A 15,933-nucleotide genomic window follows, 5' to 3' on the forward strand; every position below is an offset into this window, starting at 1 on the left:
TATGAGTGAATTTTCCCAGACAGTCCCCGAACTGGTTGCCTGGGCCAGGAAAAATGATTTCTCCATCTCGCTGCCGGTAGACAGACTCTCTTTCCTGCTGGCGGTTGCCACGCTGAACGGAGAACGGCTCGATGGCGAAATGAGCGAGGGTGAACTGGTGGATGCGTTCCGCCATGTGAGTGATGCGTTTGAGCAAACCAGCGAAACCATTAGCGTGCGTGCCAACAACGCAATCAACGATATGGTGCGTCAACGTCTGCTGAACCGCTTTACCAGCGAGCAGGCGGAAGGTAACGCCATTTATCGACTGACGCCACTGGGCATCGGCATTACCGATTACTACATCCGCCAGCGTGAGTTTTCCACGCTGCGTCTTTCCATGCAGCTCTCCATTGTGGCGGGTGAACTCAAGCGTGCAGCCGATGCCGCGGATGAAAACGGGGATGAATTCCACTGGCACCGTAACGTCTACGCGCCGCTGAAATATTCGGTGGCGGAGATTTTTGACAGTATCGATCTGACCCAGCGTCTGATGGACGAACAGCAACAGCAGGTGAAAGATGATATCGCGCAGCTGCTGAATAAAGACTGGCGTGCGGCCATCTCCAGCTGTGAACTGCTGCTGTCGGAAACCTCCGGCACGCTGCGTGAACTGCAGGATACGCTGGAAGCCGCAGGCGATAAACTCCAGGCCAACCTGCTGCGCATTCAGGATGCGACCATGGCACATGACGATCTGCATTTTATCGACCGTCTGGTCTTTGATTTGCAGAGCAAGCTCGATCGCATCATTAGCTGGGGCCAGCAATCGATTGACCTGTGGATCGGTTACGATCGTCATGTACATAAATTTATCCGTACCGCCATCGATATGGATAAAAACCGCGTCTTTGCTCAGCGTCTGCGTCAGTCTGTTCAAACCTACTTCGATGCGCCGTGGGCGCTAACCTACGCCAATGCCGATCGTCTGCTCGATATGCGTGACGAAGAGATGGCGCTGCGTGATGAAGAGGTAACCGGTGAGCTGCCACCGGATCTGGAATACGAAGAATTCAACGAAATTCGTGAGCAACTTGCGGCCATGATCGAAGAACAGCTCGCTGTCTACAAAACCAGACAGGTACCGCTGGATCTTGGTCTCGTGGTGCGCGACTATCTGGCGCAATATCCTCGCGCGCGCCACTTCGACGTTGCCCGCATTGTGGTAGACCAGGCGGTTCGCCTGGGTATCGCGCAAGCAGATTTCACCGGACTGCCGCCGAAGTGGCAGCCGATTAACGATTACGGAGCCAAGGTACAGGCGCATGTCATTGACAAATATTGAACAAGTGATGCCATTAAAGCTGGCACAGGCGCTGGCGAATCCGTTATTTCCGGCGCTGGACAGCCAGCTGCGTGCCGGTCGTCATATTGGCCTCGACGAGCTGGATAATCACGCCTTTTTGATGGACTTCCAGGAGTATCTGGAAGAGTTTTACGCACGCTATAACGTTGAGCTTATCCGCGCGCCGGAAGGTTTCTTCTACCTGCGTCCGCGTTCCACCACGCTTATTCCGCGCTCCGTGCTCTCTGAGCTGGATATGATGGTTGGCAAAATTCTGTGCTACCTCTACCTCAGCCCGGAACGTCTGGCAAATGAAGGGATCTTCACCCAGCAGGAGCTTTACGATGAGCTGTTGACGCTGGCAGACGAAAGCAAGCTGCTGAAGCTTGTGAACAACCGTTCAACGGGGTCGGATCTCGATCGTCAGAAATTGCAGGAAAAAGTTCGCTCTTCTCTGAACCGTCTGCGTCGTCTGGGGATGGTCTGGTTTATGGGCCACGACAGCAGCAAATTCCGCATTACGGAATCTGTTTTCCGCTTCGGTGCCGACGTGCGTGCGGGCGACGACGCGCGTGAAGCGCAGCTTCGCATGATCCGCGACGGTGAGGCGATGCCGGTGGAAAACCATTTGCAGCTCAATGACGAGCCTGAAGACAATCAGCCGGATAGCGGGGAGGAAGAGTAATGATTGAACGCGGTAAATTTCGCTCACTAACGCTGATTAACTGGAACGGCTTTTTTGCCCGAACCTTTGATCTCGATGAGCTGGTGACAACGCTCTCCGGCGGTAACGGTGCGGGTAAATCCACCACCATGGCGGCCTTTGTGACGGCGCTGATCCCTGATTTGACGCTGCTGCACTTCCGTAACACCACCGAAGCGGGGGCGACAAGCGGCTCCCGCGATAAAGGCCTGCACGGTAAGCTCAAAGCTGGCGTCTGTTATTCGGTGCTGGATGTGATCAACTCCCGTCACCAGCGTGTGGTGGTGGGCGTGCGTCTGCAGCAGGTCGCCGGTCGCGATCGAAAAGTGGATATCAAACCGTTCGCGATTCAGGGCCTGCCAACCTCAATGCAGCCAACGGCGCTGCTGACGGAAACGCTCAATGAGCGCCAGGCGCGCGTACTGACGCTGCAGGAGCTGAAAGACAAGCTCGAAGCTATCGAAGGCGTGCAGTTCAAGCAGTTCAACTCAATTACCGATTACCACTCCCTGATGTTCGATCTGGGCGTGGTGGCGCGTCGTCTGCGTACCGCATCCGACCGCAGCAAATATTACCGTCTGATTGAAGCCTCCCTGTACGGCGGGATCTCCAGCGCCATTACCCGCTCCCTGCGCGACTACCTGTTGCCGGAAAACAGCGGCGTGCGTAAGGCCTTCCAGGACATGGAAGCCGCGCTGCGTGAAAACCGCATGACGCTGGAAGCGATTCGCGTTACCCAGTCTGACCGCGATCTGTTTAAACACCTGATCAGTGAAGCCACCAACTATGTGGCGGCGGATTATATGCGTCACGCCAACGAGCGCCGCGTGCATCTCGATCAGGCATTAGAGTACCGCCGCGAGCTGTTCACCTCCCGTAAACAGCTGGTGGCCGAGCAGTATAAGCACGTTGAAATGGCCCGTGAACTGGGCGAACACAACGGGGCTGAGGGCGATCTGGAAGCCGACTATCAGGCCGCCAGCGATCACCTGAACCTGGTTCAGACCGCGCTGCGCCAGCAGGAAAAAATCGAGCGCTACGAAGCCGATCTCGATGAACTGCAAATTCGTCTCGAAGAGCAAAACGAAGTGGTGGCCGAAGCTGCCGACATGCAGGAAGAGAACGAAGCGCGTGCCGAAGCCGCCGAACTGGAAGTGGATGAGCTGAAAAGCCAGCTCGCCGATTACCAGCAGGCGCTGGACGTGCAGCAGACGCGTGCAATTCAGTACAACCAGGCCCTGCAGGCATTGCAGCGTGCGAAAGAGCTATGCCATCTGCCTGACCTGACGCCGGACAGCGCCGATGAATGGCTGGACACCTTCCAGGCGAAAGAGCAGGAAGCCACGGAAAAACTGCTCTCCCTGGAACAGAAAATGAGCGTCGCGCAGACCGCGCACAGCCAGTTTGAACAAGCTTATCAGCTGGTGGTGGCGATTAACGGCCCGCTGGCGCGAAACGAAGCGTGGGACGTAGCCCGCGAGTTGCTGCGCGACGGCGTCAACCAGCGTCATCTGGCCGAACAGGTGCAACCGCTGCGTATGCGTCTGAACGAGCTGGAACAGCGTCTGCGCGAGCAGCAGGAGGCCGAGCGTCTGCTGGCCGAGTTCTGTAAGCGTCAGGGTAAACATTACGATATTGACGATCTTGAGGCTCTGCACCAGGAGCTTGAAGCCCGTATCGCCGCCCTTTCCGATACAGTATCCAGCGCCAGCGAACAGCGGATGACGCTGCGTCAGGAGCTGGAGCAGCTTCAGTCCCGCTCGCAGACGCTGTTGCAACGCGCACCCGTCTGGCTGGCGGCGCAAAGCAGCCTGAACCAGCTCAGCGAACAGTGCGGTGAAACGTTCGAATCCAGCCAGGAAGTGACCGAATATCTGCAACAGCTGCTGGAGCGCGAGCGCGAGGCGATTGTTGAGCGTGATGAAGTTGGCGCACGCAAGCGCGAGGTTGACGAAGAGATTGAACGCTTAAGCCAGCCGGGCGGTGCGGAAGATGCCCGTCTGAATACGCTGGCGGAGCGTTTCGGCGGCGTACTGCTGTCAGAAATTTATGATGACGTGGGTCTGGACGATGCGCCGTACTTCTCCGCGCTGTATGGCCCGTCGCGTAACGCGATTGTGGTGCCGGATCTGTCTCTGATTGCCGAACAGCTCGAAGGGCTGGAAGATTGCCCGGAAGATCTCTATCTGATCGAAGGGGATCCGCAGTCGTTCGATGACAGCGTGTTCAGCGTTGACGAGCTGGAAAAAGCGGTAGTGGTGAAAATCGCTGACCGTCAGTGGCGTTACTCGCGCTTCCCGGAACTTCCTCTGTTTGGCCGCGCCGCACGTGAAAGTCGTATTGAGAGCCTGCACGCTGAGCGTGAAACACTGTCTGAACGTTTTGCGACGTTGTCGTTTGACGTGCAGAAAACCCAGCGCCTGCATCAGGCATTTAGCCGCTTTATCGGTAGCCATCTGGGAGTGGCCTTTGAGGCTGACCCGGAAGCGGAAATTCGCAAGCTCAACACCCGCCGTGGCGAGCTTGAGCGCGCAATTGCCAGCCATGAAAATGACAACCAGCAGAGCCGCGTTCAGTTTGAACAGGCGAAAGAGGGCGTTGCTGCCCTTAACCGCATTCTGCCGCGTCTGAATCTGCTGGCGGACGATACGCTGGCTGACCGTGTGGATGAAATCCAGGAACGTCTGGATGAAGCGCAGGAGGCTGCGCGCTTCGTGCAGCAACACGGTAATCAGCTGGCGAAGCTGGAGCCGGTCGTTTCGGTGCTTCAGAGCGATCCAGAGCAGTTTGAGCAGCTAAAAGAAGATTATGCCTGGTCCCAGCAGGTGCAGCGTGAAGCACGCCAGCAGGCGTTTGCCCTGACGGAAGTGGTGCAGCGTCGCGCTCACTTCGGCTACTCTGACTCGGCGGAAATGCTTAGCGGTAACAGCGATCTGAACGAGAAATTACGCCAGCGCCTTGAGCAGGCTGAAGCGGAACGTACGCGTGCCCGTGAAGCGATGCGTAGCCACGCGGCCCAGTTGAACCAGTACAACCAGGTTCTGGCCTCGCTAAAAAGCTCCTTTGATACCAAGAAAGAGCTGTTAAACGATCTGCAAAAAGAGCTGCAGGATATCGGCGTCCGTGCCGACAGCGGGGCAGAAGAGCGGGCGCGTGTTCGTCGTGATGAGCTGCATGCCCAGCTGAGCAATAACCGTGCGCGCCGTAATCAGCTGGAAAAAGCGCTGACCTTCTGTGAAGCGGAGATGGATAACCTGACCCGCCGCCTGCGCAAGCTGGAGCGCGACTATCACGAAATGCGCGAGCAGGTGGTATCTGCGAAGGCAGGCTGGTGCGCGGTGATGCGCATGGTGAAAGATAATAATGTTGAACGCCGTCTGCATCGTCGTGAACTGGCGTACCTCTCTGCTGATGAACTGCGATCGATGTCGGATAAGGCGTTGGGTGCGCTGCGTCTGGCGGTGGCCGATAACGAACATCTGCGCGATGTGCTGCGTATGTCTGAAGATCCGAAGCGTCCTGAGCGTAAAATTCAGTTCTTCGTGGCGGTATACCAGCATCTGCGTGAGCGTATTCGCCAGGACATCATCCGTACCGACGATCCGGTCGAAGCCATTGAACAGATGGAAATTGAACTGGGGCGCCTGACGGAAGAGCTGACCTCCCGTGAACAGAAGCTGGCTATCAGCTCCCGTAGCGTGGCGAACATCATCCGCAAGACCATTCAGCGCGAGCAGAACCGTATTCGCCAGCTGAACCAGGGTCTGCAGAGCGTATCGTTTGGTCAGGTGAACAGCGTACGTCTGAATGTAAACGTCCGTGAAGCGCACTCTACGCTGCTGGATGTGCTCTCTGAGCAGCATGAACAGCATCAGGATCTGTTTAACAGCAACCGTCTGACTTTCTCCGAAGCGCTGGCGAAGCTGTATCAGCGTCTGAATCCGCAGATTGATATGGGGCAACGTACGCCGCAAACCATCGGTGAAGAGCTGCTGGATTACCGTAACTACCTGGAGATGGAAGTTGAGGTTAACCGTGGTTCAGATGGCTGGCTGCGTGCGGAATCCGGGGCGCTGTCGACCGGTGAAGCTATCGGTACCGGGATGTCGATTCTGGTGATGGTGGTGCAGAGCTGGGAAGATGAAGCGCGTCGTTTGCGCGGCAAAGATATTTCCCCATGCCGTCTGCTGTTCCTTGATGAGGCAGCGCGTCTGGATGCCCGCTCCATCGCCACGCTGTTTGAGCTCTGCGAACGTCTGGATATGCAGCTCATTATTGCGGCACCGGAAAATATTAGTCCGGAAAAAGGCACAACCTATAAACTGGTGCGTAAAGTGTTCCAGAACAGCGAGCACGTTCATGTTGTAGGCCTGCGTGGCTTTGCTCCGCAGCCGCCGGAGTCCTTACCGGGCACGGCAGACGCCTCCTGAGGCGTGTTGTTACAAAGCGCGGCGCATTAGCGCCGCTTTTTTTTACGCTTAACTTATGCTTACGGCTGCGTTATCTTTAAACTTCTTTACATAAGGTAAGGCAACTGCGTTTGTGCCTTCCTATAATGAATAAAAGCCCCAGTGTGATGGGCATGTCGTGAGAAAACAGGGGGCAAGGGATGTTGCTAAAGAAAAATCGTGGTCATCAGCTGTCAGCGTTGAGTTTGTGTCTGGCGGTGATGTTTGCTCCACTGTTAAGCGCTCAGGCCGATGAGCCTGAAGTTGTACCGTCAGACAGTTCTGCGACGATGAGTGCGCAGCCGACGTCGCTGTCACAACCGCTGGATCAATCTCCGGCGACGGCCATTTTAGCGGGTATCAGACCGCTACCCGAAGGTATCGACACCGGCGCGCTCCGCCAGCAGCTTCTAACCGGGCTTCCAGCAGGATACACGCCTGCCTACATTAACCAGCTTACGCTGCTTTATGCCGCGCGTGATATGAAGCCGATGTGGGAAAACCGGGACGCCGTGCGCGCTTTTCAGCAGCAGCTGGCGGAAGTCGCCATTGCAGGTTTTCAGCCGCAATTCACCACCTGGGTTGAGCTCCTCACCGATCCAGCCGTTACCGGTCAGGCGCGTGATGTGGTGCTGTCTGATGCCATGATGGGCTACCTCCAGTTCGTGGCGGGCATTCCGGTCAATGGCAACCGCTGGTTATACAGTCAAAAACCATACAAGCTGGCGACGCCTGCGCTGTCGGTCATTAACCAGTGGCAACTGGCGCTGGACAACGGTGACCTGCCGCGCTTTATCGCAAGCCTGGCGCCGGCCCATCCGCAGTATGCCACCATGCATCAGTCGCTGCTTGAGCTGGTTGCGGATTCCCGCCCGTGGCCTCAGGTGCGTGGCACAACCACGCTTCGTCCGGGACAGTGGAGCAGCGATGTCCCGGCGATCCGCGAAATTATGAAACGCTCCGGCATTCTCGAAAGCGGTCCTAAGATTGCGCTGCCTGGCGACGATACGCAAAGCGCGGTCGTCAGCCCGTCGGCCCCGGTAAAAGAGAAACAGGCCGTTGCGCAGAGCAACAAACCCGCCGCCTACGATCGCGAACTGGTCGCGGCGGTTAAGCAGTTCCAGGCCGCGCAGGGGCTGGGCGCAGACGGGGTGATCGGTCCATCCACCCGCGACTGGCTGAACGTCTCGCCTGCCCAGCGTGCTGGGGTGGTGGCGCTGAATATCCAGCGTTTACGTCTGCTGCCGGGAACACTGTCGACCGGGATTATGGTGAATATTCCAGCGTATTCGCTGGTTTATTATCAGAACGGTAGCGAAGTGCTGGCGTCGCGCGTGATTGTCGGACGTCCTGACCGTAAAACGCCGATGATGAGCAGCGCCCTGAATAACGTAGTGGTAAACCCGCCGTGGAACGTGCCGCCGACGCTGGCGCGCAAGGATATTCTGCCTAAGGTCTGGAACGATCCTGGCTATCTGGAGCGTCATAACTATACGGTGATCCGCGGCTGGAACAGCAAAGAGACGATCGATCCGTGGATGGTTGACTGGTCAACGATTACGCCGTCGAACCTGCCATTCCGTTTCCAGCAGGCACCGGGTGCGCATAACTCGCTGGGGCGCTATAAATTCAACATGCCAAGTTCGGACGCTATCTATCTGCATGATACGCCGAACCATAACCTGTTCCAGAAAGATGCCCGTGCGCTCAGCTCAGGCTGCGTTCGAGTGAATAAGGCATCGGAACTGGCGAATATGCTGTTGCAGGATGCGGGCTGGAACGACACGCGGATCTCCGATGCCCTCAAGCAGGGGGACACCCGTTACGTTAACATTCGACACAATATACCGGTCAATCTTTACTATTTGACGGCGTTTGTTGGTGAAGATGGACGTACCCAGTATCGTACAGATATTTACAATTATGATCTCACGGCGCGATCCGGCGCACAAATTTTGCCAAAAGCTGAACAATTAATCAGGTAAATGAAGCAGTTCGGGAAAATAGGTTGTCGTAAGTTAGGGCAAATACGTGGCGATATGGCTGGAAGCCGCGTGTTTGCTGGGGTTGGGTGCCTTGACGTCGTCGGCTTTGCCAGTTAAGGTGCCCTTCGTGCGCTAAGCATATTACGATTTCTTTGACCTGTAGACCTGATTATCATGGACAAATTTGACGCTAATCGCCGCAAACTGCTGGCGTTAGGTGGCGTTGCGCTCGGCGCAGCGGCCATCCTGCCGACGCCAGCATTTGCCACCCTCTCGACACCTCGTCCGCGTATTTTAACGCTCAACAATCTGCATACTGGTGAGTCGCTAAAAGCGGAATTCTTCGATGGCAGAGGCTATATTCAGGATGAATTAGCAAGACTTAACCATTTTTTCCGTGATTTCCGCGCGAATAAAGTAAAAGCCATCGACCCAGGATTATTTGACCAGTTGTTCCGCCTTCAGGGCCTGCTGGGTACCAGCAAGCCGGTGCAACTCATTTCGGGTTATCGTTCCATTGATACCAATAATGAATTGCGCGCCCGCAGCCGTGGGGTAGCGAAAAAAAGCTATCACACCAGGGGACAGGCAATGGATTTCCATATTGAAGGCGTTTCGTTAGCCAATATTCGCAAAGCTGCGTTATCTATGCGCGCAGGTGGTGTAGGATATTACCCAAGTAGTAACTTTGTGCATATTGATACCGGTCCAGTTCGGCACTGGTAATAACGAAACACAGGAGCAGTATGAACTATCGTATTATTCCGGTTACGGCGTTCTCCCAGAATTGTTCATTGATCTGGTGTGAGCAAACCAAACTGGCCGCGCTTGTCGATCCCGGCGGTGACGCTGAGAAGATCAAACAGGAAGTTGCAGAAAGCGGTGTGACGCTGATGCAGATTTTACTGACGCATGGTCACCTTGACCATGTCGGCGCAGCGGCGGAGCTGGCACAGCACTATGGTGTGCCGGTGATCGGTCCGGAAAAAGAAGATGAGTTCTGGCTGCAGGGTTTGCCAGCCCAAAGCCGCATGTTTGGCCTCGATGAATGTCAGCCACTGACGCCCGATCGCTGGTTAAACGAAGGAGAGCGTGTGAACGTAGGGAATGTGACTTTACAGGTGTTGCATTGTCCTGGGCATACGCCAGGCCATATTGTCTTCTTTGATGACCAGTCCCGTCTGCTGATTTCCGGCGATGTGATTTTCAAAGGTGGCGTAGGGCGCAGCGATTTTCCGCGTGGCGACCACGGACAGCTGATCCAGTCGATTAAACAGAAGTTATTGCCACTGGGTGATGACGTGACGTTTATCCCTGGACATGGCCCGATGTCGACGCTGGGCTACGAGCGGGTGCATAACCCCTTCCTTCAGGATGAAATGCCTGTCTGGTAAATCCGGATAATAAAAAAAGCCTGCATCGTGCAGGCTTTTTTGTGGGCGCTAATTACATTACAGTACGGCGACAATCGCTTCACACAGTGGCGCCATGTTGTCAGGGGTCATACCTGCAACGTTCACGCGGCCAGAGGCCACGGCGTACACGCCAAACTCTTCACGCAGACGCAGAACCTGTTCTTTGGTCAGGCCACTGAAAGAGAACATACCGTTCTGCTTAGTAATAAAGCTGAAATCACGGTCTGCACCTTTCTCTGCCAGGGTGTTCACAAACAGCAGGCGCATGCGCTGAATACGCTGACGCATATCGTTGAGCTCTTGTTCCCAAATCGCGCGGAGCGCATCGTTGCTCAGGATGGTGGCAACGACAGAAGCACCGTGTGCTGGTGGGTTAGAGTAGTTAGCGCGGATAACTGATTTCATCTGGCTGAACGCACGATCGGCAGTCTCTTCGTTTGCTGCGACCAGCGTACAGGCACCAACACGCTCATTGTACAGGCCAAAGTTCTTGGAGTAGGAGCTAGCAACGATCAGCTCCTGATGGACGGCTGCGAAAGCGCGCAGACCTTCAGCATCTTCTTCCAGACCACGGGCGAAGCCCTGGTAAGCGAAGTCAAACAGCGGCAGCCAGCCTTTTTCGACAGACAGTTTCGCCAGTTGTTCCCACTGTTCAAGCGTCGGATCAATGCCGGTTGGGTTGTGGCAGCAGCCGTGGAACAGTACCACGTCGCCCGCCTGGGCTTCACTCAGGCTCGCCAGCAGACCGTCGAAGTCCAGAGCGTGGTTTGCGGCGTCGTAGTAGGCATATTCGCGCACTTCCAGACCCGCAGAGTTAAAGACGCTCTTATGGTTCGGCCAGCTTGGGTTGCTTACCCATACGCGCTTAACAGCGGTATTTTTTGCAAGGAAATCCGCCGCCACGCGCAGTGCGCCGGTACCGCCAGGCGTTTGTGCTGTGCGCGCGCGTTTGTCGCTCACAATTGTACTACCTTTACCGAACAGCAGCTCCTGCGTGCAACGACCAAACTCAGGGATACCATCAATACCGAGGTAGTTCTTGGTGGTTTCATTTTCCAGCAGATACTGCTCAGCTTTTTTTACGCTGGTCAGTACCGGGGTTTTGCCGGTTTCATCTTTATATACACCAATACCCAGGTTGATTTTGCCAGGGCGGTCGTCGGCACGAAACAGATCGGCCAGGCCCAGAATAGGGTCGGCAGGAGCGGCGGTAATGTTCTCAAACATGACGAAGTTCCATTGTGATTACAGAAGTGAAATCCGCTATCAGGTTAACGGTAGATTTACAAAATGCCAACCGTTTGCGACGAAAAGCGTGCGGCTTTTCAAAAGTCGCCATTATTTTCTGTCAGGCATAAAAAAACAGGGCCGAAGCCCTGTTCATTAAGCATATAACAAAGTGGTGTACTGATTAGAACTGGTAAACCAGACCTACAGCAACGGTATCATCGTTGTTGATGCCCAGCTTGTTGTCGTCTTTCAGCTGGTTGATCTGGTAGTCAACATAGGTGGACATGTTTTTGTTGAAGTAGTAAGTCGCGCCGATGTCGATGTAGTTGATGTAGTCTTCGTCACCGATGCCTTCTACGTCTTTCGCTTTAGATTTGTAGTAAGCGATGGATGGACGCAGACCGAAGTCGAACTGATACTGAGCTACAACAGAGAAGTCCTGAGTTTTGTTAGCGAAACCATTGTCCAGACGAGCCGCGTTACGCATCTCACCGTACAGTGCTGCCAGGTAGATGTTATTCGCGTCATATTTCAGACCGGTTGCCCACTGCTCAGCTTTATCGCCTTTACCCCATTGCAGATTCTGCTGGGCATTGGTGCGGTCAGCCGCGCCGTAAGCACCGACGATACCGAAGCCATCGAAATCATAGCTCAGAGAGGTTGCCCAGCCGTCACCGTTGGAACGCAACGCATCGGTACGCTCATTTTTGCCCAGGTACTGAACGCCAAAGTTCAGACCATCAACCAGGCCGAAGAAGCCGCTGTTACGGTAAGTCGCCAGACCACCGGTACGACCAGAGAAGAAGTTATCGCTCACGCCGGTGTCACCACCGAACTCAGGCAGCATATCGGTGATACCGATTGCATCATAAACCAGGCCATAGTTACGACCGTAGTCGAAGGAACCTGCGTCACCGAATTTCAGGCCTGCGAATGCCAGACGGGTTTTGTTACCTGACTGAGCATCAGCGCCTTCAGAGTTGTTACCCTGGAAGTTATATTCCCACTGACCATAGCCGGTCAGCTGGTCGTTGATTTTGGTTTCGCCTTTGAAGCCCAGACGAGCATAAGTTTTGTCGCCATCGTTGCCGTCATTATCAGAGAAGTAATGCAGGCCAACTGCTTTCCCGTACAGATCCAGTTTGTTGCCGTCTTTGTTATAGATTTCTGCAGCGTTAGCTGCACCGGCTACCAGCAGGGCAGGGACTACCACTGCCAGAATATTGCGCTTCATCATTATTTATTACCCTCATTGGTTTTTTTATGACACTCGCCACTGCCGCCAATAAATTCCGTCAATAAATATTTCCGGAACTATTGATGAGAGTTTGGTGTCTTTATGTATCTGTCAGGCATCTTTCCATTCATAGAAGCGTTTCGCTAGCCTGAAAGTGCTACAGTTTTCAAGATTGAGTAACAAAAAGAAATTATATGTAACTAAATGTGTATTTTTCGGAACTTTGTGAACCACCTCAAATTTCAGAAAGACCTGGCGAATTAAACGGCAGGCAGATTCCTATATATATGAATTCCTTATAATTAATTTAGATAAAGGCAATTCGTATACGCGCACCTTCAACGACTCATTTTTTCTTATGACCCAAAAGGGACTTCTGGATGGCTGTGATTTTGGTTGAAATTTGTGCTATTGCTTGAGGATTAAATAATCGCAATAAGAATAGGGTTTATTTTTTGTTCGTAGATATTTCGTGGAAACAAAACGTAACAACTAGTGGTTGTGACGTGGTCAAAGTTGAAAGGTGCTTACTTTACGCTGACGAAAATTGACAGAGCAGAATAAAATAATGGCCAGCAAATGCTGGCCATTATGATGTTGGTTACTTAGAAGCTGGCATTACGCGGCGTACGTGGGAACGGAATAACGTCACGTACGTTCTGAACACCTGTGACGTAGGCGATCAGACGTTCGAAGCCCAGACCAAAGCCTGAGTGTGGCACAGTACCGTAACGGCGCAGATCGCGATACCAGCTGTAATCCGCCGGATTGAGCCCCATCTCTTGCATGCGCGCATCCAGCACATCCAGACGCTCTTCACGCTGGGAACCACCGATAATTTCACCAATGCCCGGCGCCAGTACGTCCATTGCGGCAACGGTTTTACCGTCTTCGTTAAGGCGCATATAGAACGCCTTAATGTCTTTCGGGTAGTTTTTCACAACAACCGGTGCTTTGAAGTGCTTCTCAGCCAGGTAACGCTCATGCTCGGAAGAGAGATCCACGCCCCAATAAACCGGGTTCTCAAACTTCTCACCGCATTTCTCGAGAATAGCGACCGCATCGGTGTAATCCACCTGGGCAAAGTCGGAGGAAACAAAGCGCTCCAGACGTGCAATCGCTTCGTTATCGACACGCTCAGCGAAGAATTTCATATCATCAGCACGTTCTTCCAGTACCGCTTTGAAGACGTACTTGAGCATGGCTTCCGCCAGGCCAGCGACATCGTTCAGATCTGCGAAAGCCACTTCAGGCTCCAGCATCCAGAATTCTGCCAGGTGACGGCTGGTGTTGGAGTTTTCCGCACGGAAGGTTGGGCCGAAGGTATAGATTTTAGACAGCGCACAGGCGTAGGTTTCGCCGTTGAGCTGGCCGGATACCGTCAGGAAGGCTTCTTTACCAAAGAAGTCTTTGTCAAAGTCCACTTTACCTTCCGGCGTGCGCGGCAGGTTTTCCAGATCCAGCGTAGAAACGCGGAACATCTCGCCAGCGCCTTCGGTATCGGAGGCGGTGATCAGCGGGGTAGATACCCAGAAATAACCCTGCTCATCGAAGAAGCGATGCAGTGCCTGCGCCAGCGTGTGGCGGACACGGGCCACCGCACCAATAAGGTTGGTGCGTGGACGCAGGTGAGCCACTTCACGCAGATATTCGATGCTGTGACGTTTTGCGGCCATCGGGTAGGTATCAGGATCTTCAACCCAGCCGGTCACTTCAACGGCAGTGGCCTGAATTTCGAAACTCTGACCCTGACCCGGTGATGCGACAACCACGCCGGTAACAATTACGGAACAACCGGTTGTCAGGTGCAGAACGTCATCATTGTAATTGGGCAGAGAATTATTAATGACGGCCTGTACAGGATCAAAGCAGGAACCGTCATAGACGGCAAGGAAGGAGATGCCAGCTTTAGAATCTCGGCGGGTACGCACCCATCCGCGCACGGTGACTTCTAGGTCTTCGGCGACACGGCCCTGGAGTACGTCGGCTACAGGCACAACGCTCATAATATTCTCTCTGTTAATAGTCGGAAAAAATAAACACTTGTCCACCCAAATGGGGGGATATCTATGTTACCTGCCATCCGCTATCAGACAAGTAAATTTCGCAGTCAAAAGAGAAGAATTAAGAAATAAATAAGAAGTAGGGAGCCATTTGGCTCCCTTAAGCGCTTAACTGGCTTTTTTGACCTGAGGGAGATCGAAAGCTTTGCGTAACGCGCGGACAAACGCTTTGTCATGACAGATGGTTTTACCCGGGCTATCGGAGAGCTTGGCTACCGGCTTGCCGTTACATTCCACCAGTTTTATCACGATATTCAGCGGTTTTACCTGAGGGATGTCGCAGGTTAAACGGGTGCCAATCCCGAAGCTCAGGTTTACTCGGGTACTGAAATGGCGATAGAGTTCAACCGCTTTCGCGAGATCGAGGTTGTCGGAGAAGACCAGCACCTTGCTCATCGGGTCGATGCCGAGTTTTTCGTAATGCGCGATCGCCTTCTCACCCCATTCAACCGGATCCCCGGAGTCATGACGTAACCCCTGGTAACGCTCAGCGAACTCAGGGCCGAAATCACGCAGGAACGCATCCATGGTGATGCAGTCGGTCAGGGCGATGCCGAGTTGATTCGGATACTCGTCAAGCCACGCGGCCAGTGCGGCGCGTTGGCTGTTGGCCAGATCAGGGCTGATCTGCTGATGTGCCTGGAACCATTCGTGTGCCTGGGTACCCATTGGTGTCAGGTTCAGACGACGTGCCAGATCGTAATTACTGGTGCCCACGAACCACGACTCTTGCTGCAGACGCTGAACAATGGCCTGCTGAACGTCGCGGGAGAAACGGCGACGTGTGCCAAAGTCCATCAGACGGAAGCGGGACATATCCAGCCCATCCGTCAGGGTGGCAAACCCTGCGAGTTTGTTTTCCAGCGCGGCCAGTGCCTGAGTCACCCCGGTTTCCGGCGAACGGTAGCGGTGAGCCAGCTCGCTGATCACGGCCAGCAGCGGAACTTCCCACATGATCACTTCACGCCATGGGCCTTCAAGGCGAATATCCAGCTTGCCGTTATCATTCGTGACGGTGACCTGCTCTGGCTTATAACGGAAGTCGCGCAGCCAGTTCAGATAGTCCGCTTTAAAGAAAGGCAGGCCGGAAAGCCACTGGTATTCGTCGTCCTGCAACGTCAGATGCTGCATAGCATCGACCTGTTCACGAATGGAATCTGCGTAGATACCGAGCAAGTCGTCGCCACGGCAGCGGAATTCCGCCGCAACATCAACATCATAGTAATGGTGGAAAACGGCTTGCTGCATGTGCAGTTTATACGCGTCGGTATCCAGCAACGTATGCAGAACAGGAGAAGCGAATCGAGTCATAGGTGCGCAGTAGCATCCTCTCACAGGAGCGTTTAGTACAATAAACAACTCGGGAGTATACCTTGTTTAGTGATTTATTGAACCCCGATCACAACATAAGCGCTCTTTATGGTCGAGGGCATTTTGTGCCCCGTGTTATACAAATGTAGCAAAAAGGGTGTTTGTACCTGAAAAGATGAACATTCTGCATAGCGCGATCTACACAACAGGAATAGAC

The 15,933-nt window shown here is 54.0% G+C and carries 10 protein-coding genes; 6 read left to right on the forward strand and 4 right to left on the reverse strand.

The features are described from left to right. Window position 1: 1 nt before the first annotated feature. The 6 genes from mukF (at window position 2) to ACQG2G_RS07420 (ending at window position 9,854) form a co-directional block, all read left to right on the forward strand. The gene (mukF, locus tag ACQG2G_RS07395) at window positions 2-1,324 is read left to right on the forward strand and encodes a chromosome partition protein MukF (RefSeq protein WP_013097295.1); all 1,323 of its coding nucleotides are present in this window, start codon (window positions 2-4) and stop codon (window positions 1,322-1,324) included. Continuing rightward, the gene (gene mukE, locus ACQG2G_RS07400) at window positions 1,305-2,009 is read left to right on the forward strand and encodes a chromosome partition protein MukE (protein ID WP_013097294.1); all 705 of its coding nucleotides are present in this window, start codon (window positions 1,305-1,307) and stop codon (window positions 2,007-2,009) included. The genes mukF and mukE overlap by 20 nt, the downstream gene beginning before the upstream one ends. Beyond that, the gene (gene mukB / locus ACQG2G_RS07405; RefSeq protein WP_020689707.1) at window positions 2,009-6,457 is read left to right on the forward strand and encodes a chromosome partition protein MukB; all 4,449 of its coding nucleotides are present in this window, start codon (window positions 2,009-2,011) and stop codon (window positions 6,455-6,457) included. The genes mukE and mukB overlap by 1 nt, the downstream gene beginning before the upstream one ends. A gap of 179 nt (window positions 6,458-6,636) precedes the next feature. Next, window positions 6,637-8,460, forward strand: a complete 1,824-nt coding sequence (gene ldtD / locus ACQG2G_RS07410; RefSeq protein WP_061772035.1) for a L,D-transpeptidase — start codon at window positions 6,637-6,639, stop codon at window positions 8,458-8,460. Window positions 8,461-8,634: 174 nt separating this feature from the next. Next, window positions 8,635-9,186 carry a YcbK family protein gene (locus tag ACQG2G_RS07415; protein ID WP_013097290.1) on the forward strand — a complete coding sequence of 184 codons (552 nt, stop codon included), beginning with the start codon at window positions 8,635-8,637 and terminating at the stop codon, window positions 9,184-9,186. A 20-nt stretch (window positions 9,187-9,206) separates the two neighbouring features. Further along, the gene (locus ACQG2G_RS07420; RefSeq protein WP_013097289.1) at window positions 9,207-9,854 is read left to right on the forward strand and encodes an MBL fold metallo-hydrolase; all 648 of its coding nucleotides are present in this window, start codon (window positions 9,207-9,209) and stop codon (window positions 9,852-9,854) included. Between the two features lie 57 nt (window positions 9,855-9,911). On the opposite strand, the gene ACQG2G_RS07425 is transcribed toward ACQG2G_RS07420, so the two are convergent. The 4 genes from ACQG2G_RS07425 to pncB all read right to left on the reverse strand — a co-directional run bounded on the left by ACQG2G_RS07425 (window position 9,912) and on the right by pncB (window position 15,716). Next, complete coding sequence (locus ACQG2G_RS07425) at window positions 9,912-11,102, reverse strand: amino acid aminotransferase (RefSeq protein ID WP_029882979.1); 1,191 nt, start codon at window positions 11,100-11,102, stop codon at window positions 9,912-9,914. 184 nt (window positions 11,103-11,286) lie between these two features. Beyond that, entirely contained in the window at window positions 11,287-12,342 is a 1,056-nt protein-coding gene (gene ompF / locus ACQG2G_RS07430) for a porin OmpF (RefSeq protein ID WP_020689704.1), read from the reverse strand. Between the two features lie 605 nt (window positions 12,343-12,947). Beyond that, window positions 12,948-14,348: an asparagine--tRNA ligase gene (gene asnS, locus ACQG2G_RS07435; RefSeq protein ID WP_029882977.1), complete on the reverse strand. Its 1,401-nt coding sequence runs from the start codon at window positions 14,346-14,348 to the stop codon at window positions 12,948-12,950. Between the two features lie 165 nt (window positions 14,349-14,513). Then, on the reverse strand, window positions 14,514-15,716 hold the full coding sequence (gene pncB, locus ACQG2G_RS07440; protein WP_029882976.1) for a nicotinate phosphoribosyltransferase: 1,203 nt from the start codon (window positions 15,714-15,716) through the stop codon (window positions 14,514-14,516). Window positions 15,717-15,933: the final 217 nt, after the last annotated feature.

This window comes from Enterobacter cloacae complex sp. 382A5 (assembly GCF_050031095.1).
GTDB lineage: Bacteria > Pseudomonadota > Gammaproteobacteria > Enterobacterales > Enterobacteriaceae > Enterobacter > Enterobacter cloacae.

What these genes read in the sequence shown, in the direction of transcription:
- mukF (WP_013097295.1), top strand. Translation starts at nt 2, where the DNA reads ATGAGTGAATTTTCCCAGACAGTCCCCGAACTGGTTGCCTGGGCCAGG.
- mukE (WP_013097294.1), top strand. Translation starts at nt 1,305, where the DNA reads ATGTCATTGACAAATATTGAACAAGTGATGCCATTAAAGCTGGCACAG.
- mukB (WP_020689707.1), top strand. Translation starts at nt 2,009, where the DNA reads ATGATTGAACGCGGTAAATTTCGCTCACTAACGCTGATTAACTGGAAC.
- ldtD (WP_061772035.1), top strand. Translation starts at nt 6,637, where the DNA reads ATGTTGCTAAAGAAAAATCGTGGTCATCAGCTGTCAGCGTTGAGTTTG.
- ACQG2G_RS07415 (WP_013097290.1), top strand. Translation starts at nt 8,635, where the DNA reads ATGGACAAATTTGACGCTAATCGCCGCAAACTGCTGGCGTTAGGTGGC.
- ACQG2G_RS07420 (WP_013097289.1), top strand. Translation starts at nt 9,207, where the DNA reads ATGAACTATCGTATTATTCCGGTTACGGCGTTCTCCCAGAATTGTTCA.
- ACQG2G_RS07425 (WP_029882979.1), bottom strand. Translation starts at nt 11,102, where the DNA reads ATGTTTGAGAACATTACCGCCGCTCCTGCCGACCCTATTCTGGGCCTG.
- ompF (WP_020689704.1), bottom strand. Translation starts at nt 12,342, where the DNA reads ATGATGAAGCGCAATATTCTGGCAGTGGTAGTCCCTGCCCTGCTGGTA.
- asnS (WP_029882977.1), bottom strand. Translation starts at nt 14,348, where the DNA reads ATGAGCGTTGTGCCTGTAGCCGACGTACTCCAGGGCCGTGTCGCCGAA.
- pncB (WP_029882976.1), bottom strand. Translation starts at nt 15,716, where the DNA reads ATGACTCGATTCGCTTCTCCTGTTCTGCATACGTTGCTGGATACCGAC.